General features: G+C 74.9%; 26 protein-coding genes, 5 tRNA genes and 2 riboswitches. Of the genes, 19 read left to right on the top strand and 12 right to left on the bottom strand.

Annotation, left to right across the window (positions count from 1 at the left end):
- Positions 1 to 35: 35 nt before the first annotated feature.
- Both CSPHI_RS09810 and CSPHI_RS09805 read right to left on the bottom strand, forming a co-directional pair.
- Positions 36 to 764 carry a heme-binding beta-barrel domain-containing protein gene (locus CSPHI_RS09810; protein WP_084210478.1) on the bottom strand — a complete coding sequence of 243 codons (729 nt, stop codon included), beginning with the start codon at positions 762 to 764 and terminating at the stop codon, positions 36 to 38.
- A gap of 10 nt (positions 765 to 774) precedes the next feature.
- Entirely contained in the window at positions 775 to 1548 is a 774-nt protein-coding gene (locus CSPHI_RS09805; protein WP_075692887.1) for an LmeA family phospholipid-binding protein, read from the bottom strand.
- A 74-nt stretch (positions 1549 to 1622) separates the two neighbouring features.
- Between CSPHI_RS09805 and CSPHI_RS09800 the strand changes: the two genes are divergently transcribed.
- The 6 genes from CSPHI_RS09800 to pstB all read left to right on the top strand — a co-directional run bounded on the left by CSPHI_RS09800 (position 1623) and on the right by pstB (position 7288).
- Positions 1623 to 2303 carry a winged helix-turn-helix transcriptional regulator gene (locus tag CSPHI_RS09800; RefSeq protein ID WP_075692885.1) on the top strand — a complete coding sequence of 227 codons (681 nt, stop codon included), beginning with the start codon at positions 1623 to 1625 and terminating at the stop codon, positions 2301 to 2303.
- Between the two features lie 8 nt (positions 2304 to 2311).
- Positions 2312 to 3106, top strand: coding sequence for a mycothiol synthase (gene mshD, locus CSPHI_RS09795; RefSeq protein WP_245803307.1), 795 nt, complete (start codon positions 2312 to 2314; stop codon positions 3104 to 3106).
- Between the two features lie 212 nt (positions 3107 to 3318).
- Positions 3319 to 4410, top strand: coding sequence for a phosphate ABC transporter substrate-binding protein PstS (gene pstS / locus CSPHI_RS09790; RefSeq protein WP_084210362.1), 1092 nt, complete (start codon positions 3319 to 3321; stop codon positions 4408 to 4410).
- 72 nt (positions 4411 to 4482) lie between these two features.
- Entirely contained in the window at positions 4483 to 5505 is a 1023-nt protein-coding gene (gene pstC / locus CSPHI_RS09785) for a phosphate ABC transporter permease subunit PstC (RefSeq protein WP_075693998.1), read from the top strand.
- A 5-nt stretch (positions 5506 to 5510) separates the two neighbouring features.
- Positions 5511 to 6437: a phosphate ABC transporter permease PstA gene (gene pstA, locus CSPHI_RS09780; RefSeq protein ID WP_075692883.1), complete on the top strand. Its 927-nt coding sequence runs from the start codon at positions 5511 to 5513 to the stop codon at positions 6435 to 6437.
- A gap of 74 nt (positions 6438 to 6511) precedes the next feature.
- Positions 6512 to 7288, top strand: a complete 777-nt coding sequence (pstB, locus tag CSPHI_RS09775; protein WP_075692881.1) for a phosphate ABC transporter ATP-binding protein PstB — start codon at positions 6512 to 6514, stop codon at positions 7286 to 7288.
- Between the two features lie 91 nt (positions 7289 to 7379).
- Here the strand turns inward: pstB and phoU are convergent, their stop codons facing one another.
- From phoU to CSPHI_RS09745, 6 genes are read right to left on the bottom strand one after another with little or no spacing between them, the layout of a single operon-like run.
- A complete protein-coding gene (phoU, locus tag CSPHI_RS09770; protein ID WP_075692879.1) occupies positions 7380 to 8111 on the bottom strand; it encodes a phosphate signaling complex protein PhoU in 732 nt (243 codons plus the stop codon).
- A 45-nt stretch (positions 8112 to 8156) separates the two neighbouring features.
- Positions 8157 to 9257, bottom strand: a complete 1101-nt coding sequence (gene dusB, locus CSPHI_RS12075; RefSeq protein WP_245803414.1) for a tRNA dihydrouridine synthase DusB — start codon at positions 9255 to 9257, stop codon at positions 8157 to 8159.
- 53 nt (positions 9258 to 9310) lie between these two features.
- Positions 9311 to 10858, bottom strand: coding sequence for a thiol reductant ABC exporter subunit CydC (cydC, locus tag CSPHI_RS12070; protein WP_075692875.1), 1548 nt, complete (start codon positions 10856 to 10858; stop codon positions 9311 to 9313).
- The gene (locus tag CSPHI_RS09755; protein ID WP_075692873.1) at positions 10855 to 12387 is read right to left on the bottom strand and encodes an ABC transporter transmembrane domain-containing protein; all 1533 of its coding nucleotides are present in this window, start codon (positions 12385 to 12387) and stop codon (positions 10855 to 10857) included. The genes cydC and CSPHI_RS09755 overlap by 4 nt, the downstream gene beginning before the upstream one ends.
- Positions 12384 to 13349, bottom strand: a complete 966-nt coding sequence (gene cydB, locus CSPHI_RS09750; protein ID WP_084210361.1) for a cytochrome d ubiquinol oxidase subunit II — start codon at positions 13347 to 13349, stop codon at positions 12384 to 12386. The genes CSPHI_RS09755 and cydB overlap by 4 nt, the downstream gene beginning before the upstream one ends.
- A 1-nt stretch (position 13350) precedes the next feature.
- Positions 13351 to 14868, bottom strand: coding sequence for a cytochrome ubiquinol oxidase subunit I (locus CSPHI_RS09745; RefSeq protein WP_075692871.1), 1518 nt, complete (start codon positions 14866 to 14868; stop codon positions 13351 to 13353).
- A 114-nt stretch (positions 14869 to 14982) separates the two neighbouring features.
- Here CSPHI_RS09745 and CSPHI_RS09740 point away from each other — a divergent pair.
- The 7 genes from CSPHI_RS09740 (at position 14983) to CSPHI_RS09710 (ending at position 16545) form a co-directional block, all read left to right on the top strand.
- Positions 14983 to 15055 (top strand) — tRNA-Lys (locus CSPHI_RS09740).
- A 152-nt stretch (positions 15056 to 15207) separates the two neighbouring features.
- Positions 15208 to 15283 (top strand) — tRNA-Glu (locus tag CSPHI_RS09735).
- 42 nt (positions 15284 to 15325) lie between these two features.
- Positions 15326 to 15402, top strand: a tRNA-Asp gene (locus tag CSPHI_RS09730).
- A 157-nt stretch (positions 15403 to 15559) separates the two neighbouring features.
- Positions 15560 to 15633 (top strand) — tRNA-Asp (locus CSPHI_RS09725).
- Positions 15634 to 15663: 30 nt separating this feature from the next.
- Positions 15664 to 15736, top strand: a tRNA-Phe gene (locus CSPHI_RS09720).
- 63 nt (positions 15737 to 15799) lie between these two features.
- Positions 15800 to 16270, top strand: coding sequence for a hypothetical protein (locus CSPHI_RS09715; RefSeq protein WP_075692870.1), 471 nt, complete (start codon positions 15800 to 15802; stop codon positions 16268 to 16270).
- On the top strand, positions 16267 to 16545 hold the full coding sequence (locus CSPHI_RS09710) for a GNAT family N-acetyltransferase (RefSeq protein WP_075692868.1): 279 nt from the start codon (positions 16267 to 16269) through the stop codon (positions 16543 to 16545). The genes CSPHI_RS09715 and CSPHI_RS09710 overlap by 4 nt, the downstream gene beginning before the upstream one ends.
- A 47-nt stretch (positions 16546 to 16592) precedes the next feature.
- On the opposite strand, the gene epsC is transcribed toward CSPHI_RS09710, so the two are convergent.
- Together epsC and cysK are read right to left on the bottom strand one after the other, a co-directional pair.
- On the bottom strand, positions 16593 to 17186 hold the full coding sequence (gene epsC, locus CSPHI_RS09705) for a serine O-acetyltransferase EpsC (protein WP_075692866.1): 594 nt from the start codon (positions 17184 to 17186) through the stop codon (positions 16593 to 16595).
- Between the two features lie 15 nt (positions 17187 to 17201).
- The gene (cysK, locus tag CSPHI_RS09700; RefSeq protein WP_075692864.1) at positions 17202 to 18134 is read right to left on the bottom strand and encodes a cysteine synthase A; all 933 of its coding nucleotides are present in this window, start codon (positions 18132 to 18134) and stop codon (positions 17202 to 17204) included.
- Between the two features lie 153 nt (positions 18135 to 18287).
- Positions 18288 to 18497, top strand: a riboswitch (cobalamin riboswitch).
- Positions 18498 to 18569: 72 nt separating this feature from the next.
- Here cysK and CSPHI_RS09695 point away from each other — a divergent pair.
- Genes CSPHI_RS09695 through CSPHI_RS09680 form a run of 4 tightly spaced genes read left to right on the top strand, consistent with a single transcriptional unit; the run spans position 18570 to position 21173 of the window.
- Entirely contained in the window at positions 18570 to 19307 is a 738-nt protein-coding gene (locus CSPHI_RS09695) for an energy-coupling factor ABC transporter permease (RefSeq protein WP_075692863.1), read from the top strand.
- Positions 19304 to 19636 (top strand): energy-coupling factor ABC transporter substrate-binding protein, encoded by a 333-nt coding sequence (locus CSPHI_RS09690; RefSeq protein WP_075692861.1) that lies wholly within the window; start codon positions 19304 to 19306, stop codon positions 19634 to 19636. Before CSPHI_RS09695 ends, CSPHI_RS09690 begins: the two co-directional genes overlap by 4 nt.
- Positions 19633 to 20358 (top strand): cobalt ECF transporter T component CbiQ, encoded by a 726-nt coding sequence (gene cbiQ / locus CSPHI_RS09685; RefSeq protein WP_075692859.1) that lies wholly within the window; start codon positions 19633 to 19635, stop codon positions 20356 to 20358. The genes CSPHI_RS09690 and cbiQ overlap by 4 nt, the downstream gene beginning before the upstream one ends.
- Positions 20358 to 21173, top strand: coding sequence for an energy-coupling factor ABC transporter ATP-binding protein (locus tag CSPHI_RS09680; RefSeq protein ID WP_075692857.1), 816 nt, complete (start codon positions 20358 to 20360; stop codon positions 21171 to 21173). Before cbiQ ends, CSPHI_RS09680 begins: the two co-directional genes overlap by 1 nt.
- 52 nt (positions 21174 to 21225) lie before the next feature.
- Here the strand turns inward: CSPHI_RS09680 and CSPHI_RS09675 are convergent, their stop codons facing one another.
- Entirely contained in the window at positions 21226 to 22362 is a 1137-nt protein-coding gene (locus tag CSPHI_RS09675; RefSeq protein ID WP_075692855.1) for a hypothetical protein, read from the bottom strand.
- Between the two features lie 135 nt (positions 22363 to 22497).
- A riboswitch (cobalamin riboswitch) is annotated at positions 22498 to 22744 on the bottom strand.
- Between the two features lie 106 nt (positions 22745 to 22850).
- On the opposite strand from CSPHI_RS09675, the gene CSPHI_RS09670 reads away from it, so the two are divergent.
- Together CSPHI_RS09670 and ramA are read left to right on the top strand one after the other, a co-directional pair.
- Positions 22851 to 23630: an enoyl-CoA hydratase gene (locus CSPHI_RS09670; RefSeq protein ID WP_075692853.1), complete on the top strand. Its 780-nt coding sequence runs from the start codon at positions 22851 to 22853 to the stop codon at positions 23628 to 23630.
- A 181-nt stretch (positions 23631 to 23811) separates the two neighbouring features.
- Entirely contained in the window at positions 23812 to 24648 is an 837-nt protein-coding gene (gene ramA, locus CSPHI_RS09665) for an acetate metabolism transcriptional regulator RamA (RefSeq protein WP_075692851.1), read from the top strand.
- Positions 24649 to 24676: 28 nt separating this feature from the next.
- Here ramA and CSPHI_RS09660 read toward each other — a convergent pair whose 3' ends face one another.
- Complete coding sequence (locus CSPHI_RS09660; protein ID WP_075692849.1) at positions 24677 to 25276, bottom strand: cob(I)yrinic acid a,c-diamide adenosyltransferase; 600 nt, start codon at positions 25274 to 25276, stop codon at positions 24677 to 24679.
- Positions 25277 to 25302: the final 26 nt, after the last annotated feature.

Here is a 25302-nt window from a genome sequence, read left to right as displayed (position 1 = left end):
CCGCCCCCGCCGCGGCGGGGGCGGCGGGGGAGGGCTCAGCCGGCCCAGCGGCTCAGCTCGGCGGAGATCCGGGGCACGAACTCCTCGGCCACCATCCGCTCGTCCACCCAGCCGAGATCGTTGTTCGGCATCAGCCCGAACAGCCGCCGGCCGGCGCCGAGATCGGCCGGCCCGGTGGCGGTGACCATGGTGGAGGCCGAGCGCATCTCCCAGGCCCGCTCGGAGATCGGCTCCCCGTAGAAGATCTCCACCGCCCCGGTGGAGTGCGCGGCGACGACCTCCAGCTCATCGGATTCGGAGATCCGCCAGAACCCGGTCTCCCGGTACACCGGGGTGACCCCCGGGGCGGGGGTCTCCGGGGCCGCCGCCCCCTCGGCGGGCTCCGCGGCATCCGTGGCCTCCGCGGCCGCGGCATCCTCCGCGTCCTCCGCGGGCGCGTCGGTCGCGTCGGCGTCGGCCGGCTCCTCGACCCGCCACACCCGGATGTCGTGGCGCAGGTGGTTCTGCCCGTCATGGGCGAAGACGATCTGCACGCCGACGCCGTGATCGCCGTCGGCGGCGTTGAGCCGGCCGGTGCCGCGCCACACCCCGACCAGGGGCAGCAGCGCGAGCAGGCCCTCGTGGATGTCCGGGCCATGGCGCAGGTTCGCGGTGTCCGCCGGCACCGGCAGCCCGGGCAGATCGGAGATGTTGCGGCCCGCGGTGCTGCGGGCCTGCTCGGCGGCGAGGGAGACGGCGTCGTTTCCGTTGAGCGGTCGGGTCATGCGCCCCAGGTTACCGCCCGGGCGCCGGGGCCCCGCCGCCGCGCCCCGCATCCGCCAGGGGCAGGAAATCGGCCGGGGCCACGGTGACGTGCAGCCGCTCGCTCTCCACGTGGATGGACCCGCCGGAGACGTAGATCCGGGTGGGCCGGTCGCCCAGCGGCAGCCGCCCCGGGCCCAGGGTGAGCCGGAAGGCGTCCAGGGTCTCCGACGCGGCCGCGCCCGCGGGGGCGTCGATCACCTCGTAGGGCAGCAGCAGCACCACCCCGTCGCGGATCCGCAGCTTCACCGCCACCGTGGCCGGGCCCGCGAACCCGTCCGGGGTGGCCTGCAGGATCGCCTCGGTCTCCCAGCCGCCGGCCGGGGAGATGTCCTCCAGGTTCTGGATCAGCAGATCGTCGACGCCGAGCAGCCCGCCCAGGGCGACCGCGTCGAGCTGCACCGAGGTGAAGAACTTCTTCGTCGCGGTGCGCTCGAAGTCCCCGGTGAGCACCGCCGAGGCCGGAACCCGGGCGTTGACCGCCCCCGATTCCACGGTGACCAGGCCCAGCCCGGGCACCGCCACATCCCGGGCGCGGACCTTGATCGAGGACCACCGGCCGGTGGCCAGGGAGGAGGCGTAGGCGGCGCCGCCGAGGCCCACCCAGGGCTCCCCGGGCAGGTCCACGGCCTCGCCCAGCCGGGCGGCGAAGCCGTGCTCGGCATGGGCGGCCAGCCCGGTGTCCGCCGCGGCGAGCAGCAGGGCCGCGGCGGCGAGGGCGGCGATGGTTCGACGGGGCGCGCTCACGCCTCCATTCCTACCGCACGGGGTCGATGGCCTACTATCGCGGCAAGGACCCGTTGCGGGAGGAGAGTGGCGAAGTGCGCCTGGCGCTCGTGAGCACGGACCCGGACATCCGATCGAAGGTGCCCACGCTCGGTTTGCTCAACCATGAGGTGGTGCGGCTGCCGGCGACCCCGGAGGCCGCCACGATGCTGGACGACGCCACCGTGGTCCTCATCGACGCCACCGGGCCGAACCTGCTGGCGGTGCGCGAACTGTGCCGGCTGATCGCCGGGGCGAACCCGGATCTGCCGGTGGCGGTGCTGGCGGTGGACACCGCCCTGATCGCCCTGGACGGCTCCTGGGCGATCGACGATTTCATCCTGCCGGTGGCCTCGCCCGCGGAAATCGACGCCCGGCTGCGGCTGCTGCTCAGCCGGCGGCCGGTGCCGGTCACCGAGGACGACGAGGACGCCTTCATCGCGGTCGGCGATCTGGAGGTCGACGAGCACACCTACACCGCCCGGGTCGCCGGCCGGCAGCTGGATCTGACCTACAAGGAGTTCGAGCTGCTGCGCTACCTGGCGGCCAACGTCGGCCGGGTGTTCACCCGGGCGCAGCTGCTGCAGGACGTGTGGGGCTACGAGTACCGCGGGGGCACCCGCACCGTGGACGTGCACGTGCGGCGGCTGCGCGCCAAGCTCGGTCCCGAGCACGAGGGGCTCATCGCCACGGTGCGCAACGTCGGCTACAAGGTCGTCGAACCCGAGGAGCGCTGAACCGGATCGTGAACGCCCGCGAGATCATCGACGCCGCCGCGGCCGCCGACGGGGTGGCCCCGGTGGGGGAGGCGCAGCTGCGCCGGCTGGACTCCGCCCTGGTGCTCGACGGCGCCGGGGTGGCGGTCACCGACGCCGCCGGGGGGATCGCCGAACTGGCGGTGCACCCCGCCCACCGCCGCCGCGGGATCGGCGCCCGGCTGCTCGCCGCGGTCGCCCCGGCGAAGGTGTGGGCGCACGGGGATCTGCCCGCCGCCCGCGCCCTGGCCGCGGCCGCGGGGCTGGCGCCGACGCGCACCCTGCTGCAGATGACGCTGGCCGATCCGCCGGCCGACCCCGGCCCCGCCCCGGCGGGGCTGCGCATCGAGGATCTGCCCGCCGCCCGGGCCCGGCTCGGCGCGGCGGCGGTGGACGCGGCCTGGCTGGCGGTGAACAACGAGGCCTTCGACTGGCATCCGGAGCAGGGCGGCTGGGACGCGGCGCAGCTGCGCCGGGCCCGGGACACCGACTGGTTCGACCCCGCCGGGGTGCTCTTCGCCGTGGACGCGGACGGGACGATCGTGGGCTTCCACTGGACCAAGGTGCACCCCGACGGCGTCGGCGAGGTCTACGTGATCGGGCTGGCCGACGCCGCCCGCGGCCGCGGCGCCGGGGGGTGGCTCACCCGCGCCGGGCTGGCGCACCTGGCCGGGCGCGGCTGCCGCCGGGTGATCCTCTACGTGGAGGGCGACAACGACGCCGCGGTGGCGGTGTACCGCCGGCTGGGCTTCACCGTCTCCCGGCGCGACGTGCTCTACGGCTGAGCCCGCCGCCCCACCGGAATGTGACGCGGATCACGGCCGCGCACCGAAGTTACGCCCCCCGTTCACCCGGGGTTCATCCGCCGACCAGGCGGCGGCCACCCGCGCCGCCTACCTTCGCTCGCGGACGTGGGGCCGACCCGGCCCCCGCCGGCCCAGACCCCGGGCCGCGCCCGCCCACGCGGGGGCCGGCCCCCGAACCCCGGAGGAACCCCGTGATCCACCGCCCCACCCGCCTCGCCGCCCTCGGCCTCGCCGCCGCCGCCGGCCTCGCCCTCACCGCCTGCTCCGAGGGCGGCGGCACCGGCGCTGACCAGGTCGAGGGCCTGGCCGACGTCAGCGGCGAGCTGCAGGGCGAGGGCGCCACCTCGCAGCAGCGCGCCATGGACCAGTTCGCCTCGCTGTTCGAGGTCGCCGCCCCCGGCTCCACCCTGTCCTACAACGCCACCGGCTCCGGCTCCGGGCAGTCCCGGTTCATCGACGGCCAGGTCGCCTTCGCCGGCTCCGACTCCCCGCTGAAGGATGAGCAGGTGGCCGCCGCGAAGGAGCGCTGCGGCGGCAACGACGCCCTGCACCTGCCGATGGTGATCGGCCCGGTGGCGGTGGCCTACAACCTCGAGGGCGTGGACCTGACCCTGACCCCCTCGCTCATCGCCCGGATCTTCGACGGGAAGATCACCTCCTGGGACGACCCGGCGATCGCCGAGGTCAACGAGGGCGTGGCGCTGCCCGCCGAGGGGATCAAGGTGGTGTACCGCTCCGAGGAGTCCGGCACCTCCGACAACTTCATGAAGTTCCTCTCCGCCGCCGCCCCGGAGGACTGGCGCCTCGAGCACTCCAAGTCCTTCCCCTCGGCCACCGGCTCCGGGGCCAGCGGCTCGGCCGGGGTGGCCGACGAGGTCTCCCAGGTGCCGGGCGCCATCACCTACGTCGAGTCCGGCTTCGCCAAGGACAAGGGCCTGGGCATCGCCGCCATCGACTTCGGCGCCGGCCCGGTGGAGCTCACCCCGGAGACGGTGAACACCGCCCTGTCCAACCTGGAGTACTCCGGGGAGGGCGCGAACATGGTGGTCGACGCGGAGAAGCTGTTCGCGATGACCGAGTCCGGCGCCTACCCGCTGGTGCTCACCACCTACGAGATCGTCTGCTCCGCCGGCTACGACGAGCAGACCCGGGACCTGCTGAAGAACTTCCTGCACGTGGTGCTGGAGACCGGCCAGGACGAGGAGCTCGCCGAGCTGGGCTACATCCCGGTGGAGGGCGAGTTCAAGGACAAGCTCGCCGCCGCCGTCGACTCCATCAACTAGCCCCGCCGCGCCCCGCCGCCGCCCCCGCGCGGGCGGCGGGGGCGGGATCGAGAAGCGAAGGACCGAATGGACATGATCACCCCCGCGCCCGCGACCGGCACCCGGTCCCCGGCCCGCGAGGAGCCCCCCGCCGCGCCGCCGGCCGCCCCGGCCCCGGACGCCGCCGCGTCCGTGGTGCGCCCCGGCGACCGGATCTTCCGGCTGCTCGCGGTGGGCTCCTCCTCCCTGACCACGGCCATGATCGTGGCCATCGCGGTGTTCCTGCTGCTGCGCGCCGCCCCCGCCCTGGGCAACAACGCCGCGAACTTCCTCACCTACTCCGCGGACTGGGACCTCTCCGACACCTCCGCGATGGCCTTCGGCATCCCGAACCTGTTCCTGGCCACGGTGACGGTGAGCCTGGTGGCGCTGGCCCTGGCCATGCCGGTGGCCCTGGGCATCGCCATCTACCTCACCAGCTACGCCCCGAAGCGGCTGGTGCGCCCGCTGTCCTTCCTGGTGGACCTGCTCGCCGCGGTGCCCTCCATCGTCTACGGCCTGTGGGGCTTCATGGCCCTGGGCCCGGCGCTGTCCGCCCTCTACGAGTTCCTCGGCACCCGCGCCGGCGGCCTCTTCCTGTTCACCCACTACGCCAACTCCCCGGCCTACGCCACCGGGCGCAACCTCTTCACCGGCGGGGTGGTGCTGGCCATCATGATCCTGCCGGTGATCGCGGCGACCACCCGCGAGGTGTTCACGCAGACCCCGCGCGGGCATATCGAGGCCGCCCTGGCGCTGGGCGCCACCCGCTGGGAGACCACCCGGCTGGCGGTGCTGCCCTTCGGCAAATCCGGGTACATCTCCGGATCCATGCTCGGCCTGGGCCGCGCCCTCGGCGAGACCATGGCGCTGTACATGGTGATCGCGCCGACCTCCTCCTTCCGCGCCTCCCTGCTCGACGGCGGCACCACCTTCGCCACCGCGATCGCCAATGCGGCGCCGGAGTTCAACGACGATCTCAAGGCCGGCGCCTACATGTCCGCCGGCCTGGTGCTGTTCCTGCTCACCTTCCTGGTCAACACCGCCGCCCGCGCGGTGGCGAAGAACAAGGGCTGATCCCCATGAACCGAGACGACACCGCACTCGACGCCGCCGCGCCGGTGCCCACCGCGGAGACCACCTTCACCCCGATCTCCGCCGCCCGGCTGTCCCGGGACCGGCTGGCCACCGCGGTCATCCACCTGTCCATGGCCGCCGCGCTCATCCCCCTGGCCTGGGTGCTGCTGGAGGTGGTCCGCCGCGGGCTGCCGATGGTGCTCGACCCCGCCTGGTGGTCCACCTCCCAGCTGGGGGTCACCGCCGGCGCCGCCGCCGGCGGGGCCGCGCACGCCATCGTCGGCACCCTGGTGCAGGCGGTGGTCACCTCCGCGCTGACCATCCCGGTCGGGGTGTTCGTGGCCATCTACCTCGTCGAGTACGCCGGCGGCTCCCGGCTGGGCCGGGTGACCACCTTCACCGTGGACATCCTCTCCGGGGTGCCCTCCATCGTGGCCAGCCTGTTCATCTACTCCATGTGGGTGGTCATGTTCGGGATGAGCCGCTCCGGGTTCGCGGTCTCCCTGGCCCTGGTGCTGCTCATGCTGCCGCTGGTGGTGCGCAACACCGAGGAGATGCTGCGGGTGGTGCCCGCCGACCTGCGGGAGGCCTCCTACGCCCTGGGCGTGCCGAAGTGGAAGACCATCGCCCGGATCGTGCTGCCCACCGCGCTGTCCGGGATCGTCACCGGGGTGATGCTCGCGGTGGCCCGGGTGATGGGCGAATCCGCGCCGATGCTCATCCTGGTGGCCACCTCCCGGATCATCACCTGGGACCCCTTCGGCCAGTCCCAGTCCTCGCTGCCGCTGTTCATGCTGGACATGTACAAGTCCGGCTCCACCGGTTCGGCCTTCGACAAGATGTGGGGCGCGGCGCTGACCCTGGTCCTCATCATCGCGGCCATCAACGTCATCGCGCGGCTCATCTCCGCGAAGTTCTCCGTCAAAAACTAGCCCCGCCCGCCGCCGGCGGGGCGCGACCCGCCCCGGCCCGGCCGCCCCGACCGCCCGAAAGGTACCGCCCCACCATGGCCAAGCGCCTCGACCTCCACGACGTCGACATCTACTACGGCGACTTCCACGCCGTGCAGAACGTCAACCTGCATGTGCCGCCGCGCTCCGTGACCGCCTTCATCGGCCCCTCCGGCTGCGGCAAATCCACCGTCCTGCGCTCCATGAACCGGATGCACGAGGTCATCCCGGGCGCCCGGGTCACCGGCCGGGTGCTCCTCGACGGGGAGGACATCTACGACCGCAAGGTCGACCCCGTCGCGGTGCGCAACACCATCGGCATGGTCTTCCAGAAGGCCAACCCCTTCCCGACCATGTCCATCGAGGACAACGTGGTCGCCGGGCTGCGCCTGTCCGGGGTGCGCGACAAGGCCCGGCTGCGCGAGGTCGCGGAGCGCTCGCTGCGCTCGGCGAACCTGTGGGAGGAGGTCAAGGACCGCCTGGACAAGCCCGGCGGCGGGCTCTCCGGCGGCCAGCAGCAGCGGCTGTGCATCGCCCGCGCGATCGCGGTGGAGCCGGAGGTGCTGCTCATGGACGAGCCCTGCTCCGCGCTGGACCCGATCTCCACCCTGGCCGTGGAGGATCTGATCCACCAGCTCAAGGAGGAGTTCACCATCGTCATCGTCACCCACAACATGCAGCAGGCGGCCCGGGTGTCCGACCAGACCGCCTTCTTCTCCCTGGAGGCCACCGGCAAGCCCGGGGAGCTGGTGGAGGTCGGCGACACCCGCAAGATCTTCGAGAACCCGGACAAGAAGGAGACCGAGGACTACATCTCCGGCCGCTTCGGCTGAGCCCCGCCCGGGGAGGGCGACGCCCCGCCCGCCGCGATCGCGGCCGGCGGGGCGTCGCGGCGCCCGGGGCGGGCCCGCGGGCGCGGGGCCCCTAGTTGTCGAAATGCCGCTCCAGCTTCGCCAGCCGCTCCCGGATCTGGCGGTCGTCGGCCTCGGATTCGCGCCGGTCCAGGTACTCCGCCGGCTTGTACCCGGTGGCCATGTACACCACCCGGGCGGCGATCTCCACGGCGTGATCGGCGTAGCGCTCGAAGTAGCGGGACAGCAGGGTCACGTCCACGGTGGCCCGGGAGCCGTGCGGCCACCGATCCTCGTTCGTGGTGAGCGTGAACAGGTGGTGGTGGATGTCGTCGACCCCGTCATCGTCCTGGGCCATGGACAGCGCCAGCTCCACGTCGTAGGTGATCAGGATCTCCCGCATCGACTCGGTGATCCGCCCGCACACCGAGGCCATCTCCCGGAAGAAGCCCTCCACGTCCGCCGGCAGGGTGCGCTCCGGGTGCCGGCGCCGGGCGGTGGTGGCGATGTGCACGCTCAGCGCCCCCATCCGGGAGAGATCCTCCACGATCGAGATCCCGGAGACGATCTGGCGCAGGTCCCGGGCCACCGGGGCCTCCAGGGCGAGCAGCTCGAAGGCCCGGTCCTCGCAGCGCACCCGCAGCTCGTCGAGCCGATCCACCTCGGAGAGCACCGATTCGGCCAGCTCCAGGTCCGCCTCGAGCAGCGCCCGGGCCGCGTTGCGGTGCATGGCGTGGATGTGATCGCACATGAGGATGAGATCATGGGCGAAGGTGTCCATCTGCTCTCGGTACACGGTGCGCATGGTCCCCCATAGTAGAGGCCCCGGCCCGCCCGCGCGCGGCGCCGCTCAGCCCCCGGAGTGCATGAGATCCGCCCCCGCCGGCACGCTCGGATCCTCCGGATCGTCGAGCCAGCCCTCCGGCAGCGCCACCTTGGCCGGGGAGCCCTGCCGGCCCCGCGGGCCGTCGGCGTCCACCGGCCGCGCCCCGGCGTGCTCGCCCTCGGCCAGCGGCGCCAGCAGCTCGTCGAGCTCGTCGAGCCCGCGCACCCGGGTCAGCTCGGCGCGCAGCCGGCCCCCGGCGGGGTAGCCGCGCAGGTACCAGCCGATGTGCTTGCGGATGTCCCGGCAGGCCCGGGCCTCGTCGTCGAAGTGCGCCATCAGCCGGGCGTGCCGGGAGATGATCCCGGCGACCTCCGCCAGGGTCGGCGCCGGCGGCACCGGGGCCCCGCGCAGATCCGCGGAGAGCTGCGCGAACAGCCAGGGCCGGCCCAGGCAGCCGCGGCCCACCACCACCCCGTCGCAGCCGGTGGCGGACATCATCGCCCGGGCGTCGCCGGCGGCGAAGATGTCCCCGTTGCCCAGCACCGGCACCCCGGTGCCGGACATGTGCTCCACCAGGCGGGCGATCTCGGACCAGTCCGCGGTGCCGGAGTAGCGCTGCGCCGCGGTGCGCGCATGCAGCGCCACCGCCGCCGCCCCCTGGTCCGCGGCGATCCGGCCGGCGTCCAGGTGCGTCTTGTGCCCCTCGTCGATGCCCACCCGGAACTTCACGGTCACCGGGATCCCGGAGTCGGCGACCCCGCGCACCGCGGCGTCGACGATGTCGGCGAAGAGCCGCCGCTTGTAGGGCAGCGCCGCCCCGCCGCCGCGCCGGGTGACCTTCGGCACCGGGCAGCCGAAGTTCATGTCCAGGTGATCGGCGATGCCCTCCTCGGCGATCATCCGCGCCGCCCGGAAGGTCCACTCCGGGTCGGTGGTGTAGAGCTGCATCGACCGGGGCGACTCGTCCGGGGCGAAGGCGGTCATCCGCAGGGTCTTCTCATTGCGCTCGACCAGGGCCCGGGCGGTGATCATCTCGCAGACGTAGAGGCCGCTGACGGTGCCGGTCAGCGCCCGCTCCCGCTCCCGGCACAGGGTGCGGAAGGCCGCGTCGGTGACCCCGGCCATGGGGGCCAGGATCACCGGCGAGGCCAGGTCGAGGGGTCCGATGCGCAGCGCGGTCACGCCGGGAATTGTCGCACCGGCAGCAGCCCGGCGTGAAATCGGGGATGGGAGGCGACGACCACGGTGCGCCGCGGCCGCGCCCCGGGCAGCTCCGGGGCGGCCAGCAGCCGCTCCAGGGCCGCCGCGCCGGCGTCGTCGAGGTGCTCGTCGGGTTCGTCGAGCAGCAGGATCGGCGATTCGGTGAGCAGCGCCCGGGCCAGCAGCAGCCGACGGCGCTGGCCCCCGGAGAGATCCCCGGCGCCGCCGGCGAGCACCGTGGCCAGCCCCCGGGGCAGCCCGGCCAGCCAGTCGCCGAGGCCCACCGCGGCGAGCACCGCGGCCATCTCCGCGTCCGTGGCCTCCGGCGCGCCGAGCGCCAGGTTGTCCCGGATGGTGGTGGCGAAGACGTGCGCGTCCTCGGTGATGCAGGTGATCCGGTCCCCGCCGGGGCGCACCCGGCCGGCCGCGGCGGGCAGCAGCCCGGCCAGGGTGAGCAGCAGGGTGGTCTTGCCCGCCCCCGAGGGCGCGGTCACCCGCAGCCGGGAGCCGAAGGGCAGGTCCAGGTCCACGGTGCCGAGGCTGCCGCGGATGAGCTCCAGGCCGCGCGCCCGCAGCCGGGGCTCCGGATCGGCCTCCGCCGCCTGCGCCGCCTCGGCCGGCGCGCCGGGCGCGGCCGGGGCGGGCTCGTCCGCCCCGGCGAGGCCGGCCAGCCGCGACCGGGCGGCGCGGGCGCGCTCCCTGGTCACCGCCGCGGCGGGCAGGCCGGCGACCGCCTCGAAGGCGGCCAGCGGCAGCAGCGCCAGCACGCCCACCCACTGCGGGGACTGCGGTCCGGCGGCGAGCACCACCGCGAGCACCCCGGCCACCGTCCACGTCGCCGAGGCCGCGGCCAGCCCGGCCGCGGCGGCGTCGGGCTCCTCGGCGGCGGCCAGCCGGCGCGCCGCCCGATCCGCCTCCGCCAGGGCCTCCGGCAGTGTTCCGCGCACCCGCAGCACCGCCGCATCGGCGAGCACCCGGTCCACCGCGGCGACGTGGTCCTGGGTGGCCCGGGCCCGCCGCGCCCCGGAGCGCCGCTCGGCGCGGGCGGCCAGCGCCGGGGCGGCCAGGCCCGCGGCGGCCAGCCCGGCGGCGAGCACCGCGGCCGCCGCCGGGGAGGCCGCGGCGACCCCGGCCACCGCCACCGCGGAGGTGGCCAGCGCCACCCGGGCCGGCACCCGGGCGCGCACCGTCTCCTCGGTGAGCGCGTCCACGTCCGCGCCCAGCCGGGTCAGCAGCGCCCCCCGGGTGAGCCCGGCCACCCGCTCCGGCGGGGCGGCGGCCACCGCCGCGTACGCCCCGGCCCGGGCCCGCTCGGCCCGGCGCAGCGCCAGATCGTGGGCGGCGAGCCGATCGACGTAGCGGAACACCGCCCGGGAGATGCCCAGGGCGCGCACCGCGGTCACCGCCACCGCCAGATCCAGCACCGGGGGCATCTGCCAGGCCCGGGTGATGAGCCACGCGGAGGTGGCGGTGAGCCCGATCGAGGCCAGCAGGGTGAGTGTGCCGGCCAGCACCGCCCGGATCATCGGCCCACCTCCACCACGTGATCGGCGGCGGCGAGCACCAGGGGATCATGGGAGGCGATGAGCACCGTGGCGCCCCGGTCGGCCTCGGCGCGCAGCCGGGTGAGCATCCGGGCGGCGTTGGCCTGGTCCAGGTGCGCGGTCGGCTCGTCGAGCAGCAGCAGCTCCCGGCCCCGGGCCAGTTCCGCGGCCACCGCCGCGCGCTGCCGCTGGCCCAGGCTCAGCCCGGAGGCGTCGCCGACCAGGGCCGGGGTCAGCGCCGGGCGCTGCGGCAGGTAGGAGGTGCGCGCCCACAGCGCGGCGCCGCGCAGCTCCCCCTCGGCGGCCACCGCCCGGGCGACCCCGGTGACCCCGTCCACGGCGATGCCCAGCAGGGCCAGCAGCGCGGTGGATTTGCCGGAGCCGTTCGGCCCGGCGAGCACGGTCACCGCCCCCGGTTCGGCGACGCCGCAGAGATCCCGGGGCCGGGCGCCGTCCCGGCCGCGGGCGGTGAGCCGGTGGAACTCCACCCGGATGCCCCGCGCCGGCGGCGCCGCACCGGGGTGGCGGTCCCGTGCGGCGGCGCCGGCGACGCCGGCGCCGGCGGCCCCGTCGAGCAGCGCCAGCACCTCCCCGGTGGCGGTCAGCCCGTCCTGGGCGTCGTGGAAGCGGGCGCCGACCTCGCGCACCGGCTGGTAGGCCTCCGGGACGATCACGAGCACGGTGAGCCCCGCGGCGAGGGTGATCGACCCGTCCAGCAGCCGGAAGCCGATCCCGACGGCGACCAGGGCCACCGACAGGGTGGCCAGGAACTCCAGCACGAACCCGGAGAGGAAGGCCACCCGCAGCACCGCCATGGTCGATTCCCGGTGCGCCCCGGACAGCCGCCGGATCTCCGCCGCCGGGGTGGCGGTGCGCCGGTGCGCGCGCAGCGTGGGCAGCCCCGCCACCAGATCCAGCATCTGGTCGGCGAGCACCCCCACATCGCGCAGCCGGCGTTCGGTGCGGCCCTGGGTCAGGGTGCCCACCAGCCACATGAACAGCGGGATCAGCGGCAGCGTGACCGCCGCGATCGCCGCCGAGGCCGGGTCCAGCCACCACAGCACCCCCAGCGCCGCCGGGGAGGCGATCGCGGTGGCCGCCAGGGCGGGCAGGAACCCGGTGAGGTAGGGGCCCAGGCCCTCGATCCCGTCGAGCAGCAGGGTGCGCCAGCGGGCCCGGTCCACGGTGCGCGGATCGGATTCGGCGAGCCGGGCCAGGGCCCGGGCGCGCAGGTCGACCACCGCGGCCGCGGCGGCCCGGCGGCCCAGCCGGCGCCGCGCCCAGGCGATCAGGCCGCGGGCCGCGCCCACGGCGACCAGGGCGGCCAGCAGGGTGCGCGGGACCGGCGCCCCGGGGGCGGGGCCCTCGATCACGGCCGCGGCGATCGCGCCGACCAGCAGCCCGGCGCCGATGGTGGCCAGGGTGCCGGCGGCGGAGAGCGCCGCGGCGAGGGCGATCCAGCGCCGGGTGGGCCGGGAGATCCGCAGCAGCCGCGGATCGATCGGCCTCATCCGACCCGCTCGGCGGTGATCCGGCGGCGGAACACCCAGTAGGTCCAGCCCTGGTAGATCATCACCAGCGGGGTCATCACCGCCGCCGCCCAGGTCATCACCTTCAGGGTGTACGCGCTGGAGGCCGCCGCGTGCACGTCCAGGCCCGGCCACACCAGGGGGAACATGGCGCCGAAGGCGAGCACGGTGACCGCGATCACGGCCGCCGCGGTGGCGGTGAAGGCGATCCCGTCGCGGCCCCGGGCCGCGGCGGCGGCCCCGGCCAGCAGCCCCGCCGCGGCGACCCCGGCCGCCGCCCAGGTCCAGTCCTTGCCGTGGCCGAGCTGCACCACCAGCGCGAAGGCCCCGCCGAGCAGGATCGCCGCCGCCGCCACCGGGGCGAGGAGCCGGCCGGCCTCCGCGCGCAGCGCCCCGGCGGTCTTCAGGCGCAGGAAGGTCAGCCCGTGCAGCACGAACACCGCGGTCAGCCCGGCCCCGCCGAGCAGGCCCACCGGGCGCAGCAGCGGGTAGACCAGGTGCGCGTCCGCGGGCACCCCGGCGACCAGGTTGGCCACCGCCACCCCCCACAGCACCGGCGGGGCCCAGGAGCCGATGATGATCCCGGCGTCGCACCAGGCCCGCCAGCGATCCCCGTCGACCTTGGCCCGCCACTCCAGGCCCACGATGCGCACGATGAGCGCCAGCAGGATGAGGAACAGGGGCAGGTAGAACCCGCTGAACATGGAGGCGTACCACTCCGGGAAGGCGGCGAACAGCGCCCCGCCGGCGGTGATCAGCCACACCTCGTTGCCGTCCCACACCGGGCCGATGGTGCGCAGCAGCGCCGCCCGCCGGGCCTCGTCCCGGCCGAGCACCGGCAGCAGGATGCCGACGCCGAAATCGAAGCCCTCCAGCAGGAAGTACCCGGCGAAGAGGAAGGCGATGATGATGAACCAGAGCAGGGGCAGATCGATGCCGGACATGTCAGGACTCCTTGCCCGCGGGGCCGCCCGCGGCGGTGAAACGGACGGGTCGGGGCGCCTGCGGATCCGCCCCCTCGCCGGGGTCGGGCCCGTCGCCGCCGGCCGCCGGCGGCGCTCCGGCGGGGCCCTCCGGCAGCCCGGCGCGCACCACCCGGCGCAGCAGCCGGAACCACACCACCGCCAGGGCGGCGTAGACCAGGGTGAACCCGACCAGGGAGATGATCACGTTGAGCGGGGCGTGGTCGGTGACCCCCATGTCCACGGTCATCCGGATGAGCTCGGTGCGCGGATCCCCGGCGGATTCCGGGTTGGGGTGCACCACCCAGGGCTGGCGGCCCATCTCGGTGAAGATCCAGCCCGCCGAGTTGGCGAGGAAGGGGAAGGGCAGCGCCGCCAGGGAGGCCAGGGAGAGCAGCCGCCCGGCCCGGCCGGCGGGCAGCCGGCCGCCGCGGGTGAGCCACCAGGAGATCGCGGCCAGCGCCAGGGAGCCGGCCATCAGCCCGATCATGGCGCGGAAGGACCAGTAGGTGACGAAGAGGTTCGGGGTGTAGTTGCCGGGGCCGAACCTGGCCACCGCCTGGGCCTGCAGATCCTGCACCCCCTGCAGGGTCACCCCGGAGAAGCGGCCCTCGGCGAGGAAGGGCAGCACCCAGGGCAGCTCGATGAGGTGGCGCACCGAGTCGCAGTTGTTGTGGGTGCCGATGGTGAGCACCGAGAACCACGGGTCGGTCTCGGTGCGGCACAGCGATTCCGCGGAGGCCATCTTCATCGGCTGCTGCACGAACATCAGCTTCGCCTGGATGTCGCCGGTGAGGAACACCGCCACGGAGGACACCACGGTGGTCCACAGGCCCATGGTGAGCGCCGGGCGGTGCCGTTCGGCGCGGTCCCGGTCGCGCATCATCCACCAGCCGGCGATGCCGAGCACGAAGGTGCCGGCGGTGAGGAAGGAGCCGGCCACCGCATGCGGGAAGGCGGCCAGGGCGGTGGGGTTGGTGAGCAGCGCCACGATGTCCACCAGCTCCGCCCGGCCGGTGTCCGGGTTGTACACCGCGCCCACCGGGTGCTGCATGAAGGAGTTGGCGACGATGATGAAGTAGGCGGAGACGTTCACCCCGATGGCCACCAGCCAGATCGCCGCGGTGTGCGCCCACACCGGGATCCGGCCGCGGCCGAAGATCCACAGGCCGAGGAACACCGACTCCATGAAGAAGGCGACCAGGCCCTCCAGGGCCAGCGGGCCGCCGAAGACGTCGCCGACCATCCGGGAGTACTCCGACCAGTTCATGCCGAACTGGAACTCCTGGACGATGCCGGTGGCCACGCCCATCGCGAAGTTGACCAGCAGGATGGTGCCGAAGAAGCGGGCGAGCCGATCCCAGCGCTCATCGCGGGTCACCGCCCAGATGGTCTGCATGAGCGCGACCATCGGGGCGAGTCCGATGGTCAGCGGCACGAAGATGAAGTGGTAGACGGTGGTGATGCCGAATTGCCACCGCGAGATGTCGACGATGTCCACAGGGGCCTCCGGGAATTTAGGTGATTCGTCAATTAGTCGGCTGGGCGCCGCGGAAGGTTCCCGATGCCCGCGGGGGTATCCGCCTCGCGCGCGCGGGCCGCTACACTGTCCCGCGGGCCTCTAGCTCAGTTGGTAGAGCCGCGGACTTTTAATCCGTAGGTCGTGGGTTCGAGCCCCACGGGGCCCACCGCAGGCGGCGGCCGGGGCCGGGCCGGGGCGGGTGCCCCGGCCGGTCCCGGCCGCCGTCGTCCGCGCCGGGCCGGGGGCGTTTTTGCCGCCTCCGGCGGTGTGCTCTAAGCTCTTCGTCGTCGCCCCCGCGCGGGGGCGGCATGCGGGCGAGCTCCCTTCGTCTAGCGGCCTAGGACACCGCCCTTTCAAGGCGGCGGCGCGGGTTCGAATCCCGTAGGGAGTACCACCCGGCCGCGGCGGGGCGGTCCCGTCCCGCACAATCGAACATGGCCCTGTGGCGCAGTTGGTTAGCGCGCCGCCCTGTCACGGCGGAGGTCGCGGGTTCAAGTCCCGTCAGGGTCGCCAAAGAGGGGCGCGGGGCGTCGGCCGAAGGGCCGGCGCCCCGCGCCCCGTTTTCCTCCCCTCCGGCCCGATAACCCCCGCCACCTGGGGATTTTGCCGATTGCGGGCGGCTGTGTAGAGTAACCGCTTGTGCCCCGGGCGAGCCCGGGGCGCGGTATGAGGCCCTGTGGCGCAGTTGGTTAGCGCGCCGCCCTGTCACGGCGGAGGTCGCGGGTTCAAGTCCCGTCAGGGTCGCAGGACGCCCCCGGTATCCCGGGGGTTTCCGGCCAGATAGCTCAGTTGGTAGAGCGTCCGCCTGAAAAGTGGAAGGTCAGCGGTTCGATCCCGCTTCTGGCCACCGCCCGCGGCGGGCCCGGACATCCGGGCCCGCCGTTTCGCGCTGCCGGTACGATGTCGAACCATGACGGTCGAATTCGCCTCCCCCGGCACCCTCTCCGACGACGCCACCCTGCCCTCGGTGGTGCGGATCTTCATCTACGCCGACGCCGCCCAGCGCGCCGCCGCCGCGGAGCGGGTGCGCGCGGTGCTCGGCGAGCTGCTGCCGGACTCCGGCGCCGAGGTGCACGAGGACGTGATGCCGCCCTCGCCGACCCTGGAGGCGCTGGCGGAGTCCTGGGCCCGGGCCAACCCGGGCGCGGACCCGGGGCCGCGCCGGCATCAGCGGATCACCGTCGTCGTCCCCGGCCTCGGCCACGCCGAGCTGGCGGACCTGTCGGTGCCGCTGGCCGATGCGGTCAGCCCCGGCTGGCGCACCGGGCGCGCCGCCGAGCGCGCCGTCGCCGAGGGGCACCTGCCCTGCCGGGTCGCCGTCGGCCGCGCCGACGAGCATCCCGGGGAACCGCCCATCCGCTACCGTGAGGAGCAGTCATGACCGAGATCCGACATGAGCCCGCCGCCGCCCGCTACGTCCTGGACGTCGACGGGGCCGAGGCCGGCTTCGCCGCCTACGCCGACGATGGCACCGGGGTGCTCGACTTCCACCACACCGTGGTGCATCCGGCGTTCCGGGGCCGGGGGTTGTCCGCCCCGCTGGTGCGCGGCGCCCTCGACGACGTGCGCGCCCGGGGCCTGCGGATCCGGCCCACCTGCAGCGCGGTGGCGCGTTTCCTGGAGAAGAACCCGGACTACGCCGACCTGGTCGGCTGAGCCGGGCGGGCCCCCGCCGGCCGGGGGGGGGGGGGAGGGGCGGCGGCTCAGATGCCGTCGCCGTCGCCGACGATGTAGCAGCCCGGGTCCACCAGCGGGCGGCGCTGATCGGCGCGCCGGGGCCGGATCGTCGCCGGCACCCCGGTGAGGATGGAGTCCGCCGGGGCGTCCCGGGTGACCACCGCGTTGGCGCCGATCGCGGAGCGGGCGCCGATGGTCACCGGGCCGAGCACCTTCGCCCCGGCGCCGACGGTCACCCCGTCGCCGATGGTGGGGTGGCGCTTGACCTTCTCCAGGCTGCGCCCGCCGAGGGTGACCCCGTGGTAGAGCATCACGTCATCGCCGATCTCGGTGGTCTCCCCGATCACCACGCCCATGCCGTGGTCGATGAAGAAGCGGCGGCCGATGGTCGCCCCCGGGTGGATCTCGATCCCGGTGAGGAAGCGGGCGACCTGCGCCAGCACCCGGGCCACGCCCCGGCCCGCCCCGCCCCGGCACCAGATCCGGTGCGCCAGCCGGTGCATCCAGATGGCGTGCAGCCCGGAGTAGACCAGGGCGTTCTCGACATCGCCGCGCGCGGCCGGGTCATGCGCGCGGGCGTTGGCGAGGTCCTCCTTGAGCAGGGCGAGCAGCGTCGGCATGCCCCGTAGCTTAGATCACCCGCGCAGGTCGTCGAAGAGCACCGTGGAGATGTAGCGCTCCCCGAAATCGGGGATGATCACCACGATCCGCTTCCCGGCGGCCTCCTCCCGGGCGGCGACCCGCGCCGCGGCCGCCACCGCGGCCCCGGCGGAGATCCCGGCGAGGATGCCCTCCTCGGCGGCCAGCCGGCGCGCCGCGGCGATCGCGTCCTCGTTGGAGACGTCGAGCACCTCGTCGAGCACGGCGCGGTCGAGCACCTCCGGGATGAAGTTCGCGCCCAGGCCCTGGATCTTGTGCGGGCCGGCGGTGCCCTCGGTGAGCAGCGGGGAGGCCGCCGGCTCCACGCCGATCACCCGCAGGTCGGGGTTGCGCCCCTTGAGGTGCCGGCCGGCGCCGGTGATGGTGCCGCCGGTGCCGATCCCGGCGACCAGGTAGTCCACCGCGCCCCCGGTGCCCTCCCAGATCTCCGGGCCGGTGCCGGCCTCGTGCACCGCCGGGTTGGCGGGGTTGGCGAACTGGGAGGCCAGGATGGCGTTGTCCTCCCCGGCGACGATCTCGCGGGCCTTCTCCACCGCCCCCTTCATGCCCTCGGCCCCGGGGGTGAGCACCAGCTCGGCGCCGAAGGCGCGCAGCACCACCCGGCGCTCCATGCTCATCGTGTCCGGCATGGTGAGCACCACCCGGTAGCCGCGGGCGGCGCCGACCATGGCCAGCGCGATCCCGGTGTTGCCGGAGGTGCCCTCGACGATGGTGCCGCCGGGGCGCAGCTCGCCGGCGGCCTCGGCGGCGTCGACGATGGCCCGGCCGATCCGGTCCTTGACCGAGTTGCCGGGGTTGGCCGACTCCAGCTTGGCGATGATTTCGCCGGGGAGATCGGCGCCGATCCGGGGCAGCCGGACCAGGGGGGTGCCGCCGATGAGGTCGGTGACGTTGTCGTGGATCGTCATGGGGAGGGGTCCTTTCGTCGGGTGCGTACCGACACGGTACCCGCCGATCCCGGATTAGTACAGACCGGTTCGTCTAAATTCGCGGGCGCGCAGGCTTCCCTTCCTCCCCCCGTCCAGGAGATGCTATCGGGAGGGACCCGAAACCACCCGGTATCCTGGGTGGTGGATCACGGTGCCCGGGAACGCCCTGCGAATGGGCGGCGGCCCTCGCCACTGTGATCGGGGTGACCCCGCCCGGCGGAGGCCACCGGCGGCGGCGGGCCGATGGCAAAGGCCCGCCGGCGGCCGGGAAGGCGCCGGGCGGATCCCGCGGCCCGCGGGTGCCCCGTCAGCCAGGAGACCGGCCGGGATCCGACCGCGGCGCCGACCGGCGCCCGCGGAGGAACGGGCGCGGCCGCGAGGTGCCGGCCGCGCGGACAAGGCAGAACGACGGCCATGCATATCGCGGAAGGCTTCCTGCCCCTGGGCCACTGCATCGCGTGGGGGGCGGCCGCCGCCCCCTTCGTGGCGCACGGCGCCTGGCGGGCCGGACGCGTACTCAAGGAACATCCCGGCTCGGGGGTGCTGCTCGGCGCCGCCGGCGCCTTCACCTTCGTGCTCTCGGCGCTGAAGATCCCCTCGGTGACCGGATCCACCTCCCACCCCACCGGCACCGGCTTCGGCGCGGTGCTCTTCCGGCCCCCGGTGATGGCGCTGCTGGGCACGGTGGTGCTGCTCTTCCAGGCGCTGCTGCTCGCCCACGGCGGGATCACCACCCTCGGCGCGAACGCCTTCTCCATGGCGGTGGTCGGCCCCTGGCTGGGCTACGGGGCCTACCTGCTCACCCGCCGGCTCGGCGGGGGGCTGCTGCCGGCGGTGTTCGCCGCCGCCTTCGTCGCGGATCTCTCCACCTACGTGGTGACCTCCGCGCAGCTGGCGCTGGCGCACCCCGCCGAGCCCGGCGGCGTCGGCGGCGCCCTGGTGGCCTTCATGGGCATCTTCGCGATCACCCAGATCCCGCTGGCCGTGATCGAGGGCCTGCTCACCGTGCTGGTGGTGCGCGCCCTGCGCGCGGTCGCCCCGGCCGAACTGCTCGACCTGGGCGTGCTGCGCCCCGGGGACCGGCTCGATGACGCCGGCGCCGAGGTGGTCACCGCCGATATGGCGGCCGCGGACACGGCGGTGGCCCGATGAGCGCCACCCCGGATCGTGCCACCCGGCGCAACAACCCCCTGGTCACCGCGGCCCTGGTGGGCGCCACGGTCGTGCTCGCGGCCTTCCCGATGCTGCTGAACTTCGGCGACCCGGAGGCCGAGGAGCCCTTCGGCGGCACCGACGGCGCCGCCGAGGACGTCGTCGCCGAGGTGCACCCCGGCTACGAGCCCTGGTTCGAGTCGATCACCGGGGAGCTGCCCGGCGAGGTCGAATCGGGCCTGTTCGCCCTGCAGGCCGGCATCGGCGGCGGGGTGCTCGGCTACGCCCTGGGCTGGTACCGGGGCGGCGCCGGCCGCCGGGGGCGGTGAACGCGCTCGAGGCCGCGGCGGCGCGCAGCCGCTGGGCCCGGCGCAACGTCGGCGAGAAGATCCTGCTCTTCGGCGGGCTGCTGCTGCTGGCGGTGGCCGGGCCGCCCTGGCCGGTGGCCCCGGCGGTGCTGCTCTGCGCCGTGGTCGCCGCCCGGCTGGCCCGGGTGCCGGCCCGGCTGTACCTGGTGCTGCTCGCCGCGCCCGCGGCCTTCGTGGTGCTCGGCATCGGCCCGCTGCTGTTCTCCGTCGGCGCCGACGGGCTGGCCTTCTCGCCCACCGGGCCCCGGCGGGCCGCGGAGGTCGTCGCCCGCTCCATCGCCGGGATGGGCTGCACCGTGGCCTTCGCCCTGACCACCCCGCTGGCGGAGCTGCTGAACTGGCTCGGCCGGCATGGCGTGCCCGCGGCGGTGTCCCAGGTCGCGGAGCTGACCTACCGGATGATCGGGGTGCTCGCCGGGTCGGCGCGGTCCATGCACGAGGCCCAGGCGCAGCGGCTGGGCCACCGCACCCGCCGCGGCCTGCTCACCGGGGTCGCCGCCCAGTCGGCGAACCTGTTCGTGCTCGCCATCGGCCGGGCCCGCCGGCTGCAGGAGGGCCTGGCGCTGCGCGCGGAACCCGGGGCCACCGCGGTGGTCGCCGCCGCCCGGCCCCGGGACGCCCGCTTCCTCGCCGCCGCCGCGGCGACCCTGGCCGCGGTGGCCGCGCTGTGGGCGGTGGTCTGATGGCCGGGCCGATCCTCTCCGCCCGCGGGGTGGTCTTCCGGCATCCCGGCCGGGAGGTGCTGCGCGGGGTGGACCTCGATATCGCGGTCGCCGACCGGCTGGCGGTGCTCGGCGCCAACGGCTCCGGCAAATCCACGCTGCTGCGGCTGCTCGCCGGGGCGATCGACCCGGCCGCCGGGCGGCTGACCCTGGACGGGGCGCCCTACCGCCGGGACCGGCGGGGCCGCAACCGGCTGCGCCGCCGGGTGCAGCTGGTGCTGCAGGACCCCGATGACCAGCTCTTCGCCACCACGGTGGCCGCGGACGTCTCCTACGGGCCGGCCAACCTCGGCCTGGACCGCGCCGAGATCGACCGGCGGGTGGCCGCGGCGATGGCGGCCGCGGAGGTCGCCCACCTCGCCGACCGGGTGCCGCACCAGCTCTCCTTCGGCCAGCGCAAGCGGGTCGCCCTCGCCGGGGCGCTGGCCATGGAGCCGGAGGTGCTGCTGCTCGACGAGCCCACCGCCGGGCTGGACCCGGCCGCCACCCGGCGGCTGATGGCCACCCTGGGCCGGCTGCACGCCGCCGGCACCGCGGTGGTGATGGCCACCCATGACGTGGACAGCGCCTGGGAGTTCGCCGAGCATGCCGCGGTGCTGGTCGACGGCCGGGCGCGGACCGGCCCCGCCGCGGAGCTGCTCGCCGACCCCGCGCTGGCCGCCCGGGCCCGGCTCACCCCGCCATGGGCGCCGCTGGTCTCCGCGGCGCTCGGCCGATCGGTGACCCGGCCGGAGGACCTGCTCGACCCCGGCGACGATCCCGGCGCCGGGGGCTGAACGGGCGCCGCCGCACCCGGACCGGGTGCGGCGGCGCGGCCGGGGCCCCGGCTCAGGCGCGGGCCCGCCGGGAGCGCAGGAACTCCGGGCGGCGCTTCGCCCCCGGGTAGTGCAGCGCCCGGCCCAGGTCCACCGCCTCGGCGACCTTCTCCGCGGCGTAGGCCAGGCGGGGGCGCAGCCGCGCCGAAGGCTCCTCGGCGGCCACCGACCAGGGCAGGTGCACCAGCGGCGCCGAGGTCGACGCCGCCACCGGGCGGGTCGCCGCGATCGGGGCGAGCAGACCCAGGGCGGCGTCCAGATCGGTGCGCCAGGGGCTCAGCGCGTCGATCACCCCGGCGGCCACCAGGGTCCGCTCCGGCAGGGGCCGCAGCTCCGGCAGCCCGGAGGTGACCAGGTCCAGGCCGACGGCGTCGGCGCCGACCCCGGCGAGGGCGCCCACCGCCCGGGCGGCGTCGCCCCGGAAGGTGTTCACCAGCACCCGCAGGCCCCGGCCGTGGGCGTGCTCGACCAGCCGCCGCAGCGCCCCGGGCGCGGCGGCCGGGGCCCCGGCGGCGGCGAGGATCGGCTCGTCGTACTGCACCCAGCGCACCCCGGTGCCGGCCAGCGCGTCCAGGATCCGGCGGTGCACCCCCACCAGCTCGGCGAGCCGATGCAGCGGGGCGTCCTCGGCCAGGGCCAGGAAGGTCGCCGGGCCCATCAGCACCGCCCGGGCCGGGGCGTGCAGCCGGCGCGCGGCGCGCACCTGGTCCAGCAGGAACCCGGGGTCAGCGGCCAGGGGGCGCCCCGGGTCCAGGGCCGGCACCGCGTACTCCAGGGGGGTGCCGAACCAGCGGCGCATCGGCCGGCGCTCCCGGGCGTCGAGGTAGTCGCCCAACCAGGCGGGCAGCCCCGCCGGGCCCGGCGCCCCGGCGCCGGGCCCGGGGCCCAGGGCGCCGCAGAGCACCGCGGCGTCGAGCATCCGGTCGCCGAAGGAGAAGGTGCCCACCGGCACCGACTCCAGCCCGGCGGCGGTGGCCCGGGCGACGGGGGAGGCGTTGAGCCGCCCGGCCGTGTCCGCCAGCGCGGCCGCGGCGTCCGGATCGTCCGGGTCCGCGCGGTGGGCGGTGATGGCGCGCTCGAGCTCGCGGTGCGGCCCATTGCGCGGGAAGCCCCCGACGGTGGAGGCGAAGAGGGGTCGATCGGCGTGCATGAGGGGTCTCCTTGATCCTCGTCAAGTGACGGGACGACCCATGGACAGGCGCGATCGCCGAGGACGGGGCTGTCGCGGGCCCCGCCGGTTTCTTCCACGTCACGCCTGTCCACGGGCGTCCCCTGGGCCGGACCGGTCGATCCGGCACACCAGGCAGGTATTCGGGCTCGCTGGCGGGCCGACCCGCGGGGGCCTTGACGACTGCCTGTTCGGCAGAACCCCACGCGGGCGGTCTTCCTACCGGCCGTCGCTTCCCGGGAGTGGCCTCCCAGTGCCATCTGACGGCTTTCGTTCCAGCTGACCGCTGCGGGACAGCTCCGGATTCGCACCGGATTCCCTCTTTCGCCCCGCCCCGGGGGCGGCCCCATGGAGGAGGGGGCCGGGCCCCGGGGAGGGGACCTGATGCACCGATAAGGATACCCGAGGCCCGGTGGGCCGGGTAGAAATGGGGACTGACCCCGCAACACCCGAGGAAGGCGAGGACCCCCATGGACGCCCACGAGACCATCCGCACCGCCGTCGACGGCCGCGTCGCGACGATCACCCTGAACCGGCCCAAGGCCCTCAACGCGCTCAACACGCGGGTGATGGCCGAGCTGGTCGGCGCCGCCGAGGAATTCGACCGGGACCGCGGCATCGGCGCGATCGTGATCATCGGCTCCGAGAAGGCCTTCGCCGCCGGCGCGGACATCAAGGAGATGGCCGGGCTGGACTACCCCGACATCGTCATCGACGACGTCTTCGCCGCCTGGGACCGGTTGCAGAAGGTGCGCACCCCGATCATCACCGCGGTGTCCGGCTACGCCCTCGGCGGCGGCTGCGAACTGGCCATGATGGGCGATGTGCTGCTCGCCGCGGACAACGCCAAATTCGGGCAGCCGGAGATCACCCTCGGCGTGATCCCGGGCATGGGCGGCTCCCAGCGGCTCACCCGGGCGGTGGGCAAGGCCAAGGCGATGGACCTGGTGCTCACCGGCCGGATGATGGACGCCGAGGAGGCCGAGCGCTCCGGGCTGGTCGCCCGGGTGCTGCCCCTAGAGGGCTTCGCCGAGGCCGTCGCCGAGATCGCCGCCACCATCGCGGAGCGCCCGCTGGCCGCGGCCTACGCCGCCACCGAGGCCGTGGACCGCGCCTTCGAGGTCTCCCTGGCCGAGGGCGTGCACTATGAGCGCCGGATCTTCCACGCCCTGTTCGCCACCCCGGACCGGGCCGAGGGCATGGCCGCCTTCGTGGAGAAGCGCACCCCGCGGTGGGATCGCGGCGAGTAGGGGTGGCCGCCGGGGGCCGGGGGTGCCCCGCGGGGGCGACGGACCTCACCCGGGTCACGAAGCGTCCCCTGTTCCCATGCCCGGTTCGCGGGTATAATCACCCATGAACCGAAACCTGCCCCCGCTCGGGGTTGACGGACCACCGGGCGATGTACGGGGCGCGTCAGCAGGAGGAAGCTGGATGGACCCCCACCGCATCGCCGACGACAACGAGGTGATCCGCTCGGCGCTGATCAACCTCAAGAACGTCACGGGCATCCCGGTGACCATGTACGGCGAGGTCGCGGAGCCCGGCAAGCTGAAGATCTCGCACTGGGTGGGGTTGCGCACCCCGGCCCTGCACGACCTGCTGGTCGAGGCCGGCGCCGGGGTCGGCGGCCGGGTGCTGGCCACCCGCCGGCCGGTGGGGGTCAGCGACTACCTGCGCGCGAAGGTGATCACCCACGAATACGACGAGGCGATCCGCGACGAGGGGCTGCACTCCCTGGTCGCGGTGCCGGTGATCGTCAACCGCAACATCCGCGGGGTGCTCTACTCCGGGGTGCACTCCTCGGTGCGGCTGGGCGACAAGGTCCTCGAGGAGGTCACCATGACCGCCCGCTGCCTGGAGCAGGACCTGGCCATCGCCGACGCCTGCCGCTCCATGGACCGCGGCGGCCCCGGCAAGAGCCGCCGGGTGATGAACGGGGCGGAATGGGAGCAGGTGCGCTCCACGCACTCCCGGCTGCGGATGCTCGCCAACCGGATCGAGGACGACATGGTCCGCGAGGAGCTGGAGGAGCTCTGCGACCAGATGGTCTCCCCGGTGCGGGTGAAGCAGACCACCAAGCTCTCCGCCCGGGAGCTCGACGTGCTGGCCTGCGTCGCCCTGGGCCACACCAACGTCGAGGCCGCCGAGGAGATGGGCATCGGCGCGGAGACGGTGAAGTCCTACCTGCGCTCGGTGATGCGCAAACTCGGCGCGCACACCCGCTACGAGGCGGTCAACGCCGCCCGCCGGATCGGCGCCCTGCCCTGAGCGCCCGGCGCCGCCGGCGCGCCACGGCCTAGTCTCCGGCGCCGGCCCCGTCCGGATCCCGGTCCCCGCCGGGGCGCCAGCGCACCTCCGCGCCCGCCGAGGCCACCCGGGCCAGGATGAACAGCAGATCGGAGAGCCGGTTGAGGTACTTCGCCGGCAGCGCCGAGCAGTCCCCCGGGTGCTCCCGCACCGCCGTCCACGCCGAGCGCTCCGCGCGGCGCACCACGGTGCGCGCCACATGCAGCAGCGCCGCCGCCGGGGTGCCCCCGGGCAGGATGAACGAGTCCAGCGCCGGCAGATCCGCGTTGAAGCGATCGCAGTGGCGCTCCAGCCGGTCGATGTAGTCCTGCCGGATCCGCAGCGGCGGATGCTTCGGCTCCGGCACCACCGGGGTGGCCAGATCCGCCCCCGCGTCGAAGAGATCGTTCTGCACCTCCCGCAGCACCCCGGCAATGGCCTCCGGCACCTCGGCCAGCGCCAGGGCCGCGCCGATCGCGGCATTGGCCTCCTCGCAGTCGGCGTAGGCGACCAGCCGCGGATCGTCCTTGGGCACCCGGGAGAAGTCGGCCAACCCGGTGCTGCCGTCGTCGCCGGTGCGCGTGTATATGCGGGTGAGATGCACGGACATGCTCCCAACCCTAGGCGCGGAAATGT

The organism is Corynebacterium sphenisci DSM 44792 (genome assembly GCF_001941505.1).
GTDB lineage: Bacteria > Actinomycetota > Actinomycetes > Mycobacteriales > Mycobacteriaceae > Corynebacterium > Corynebacterium sphenisci.
This window is presented reverse-complemented; position numbering and strand designations above follow the sequence as displayed.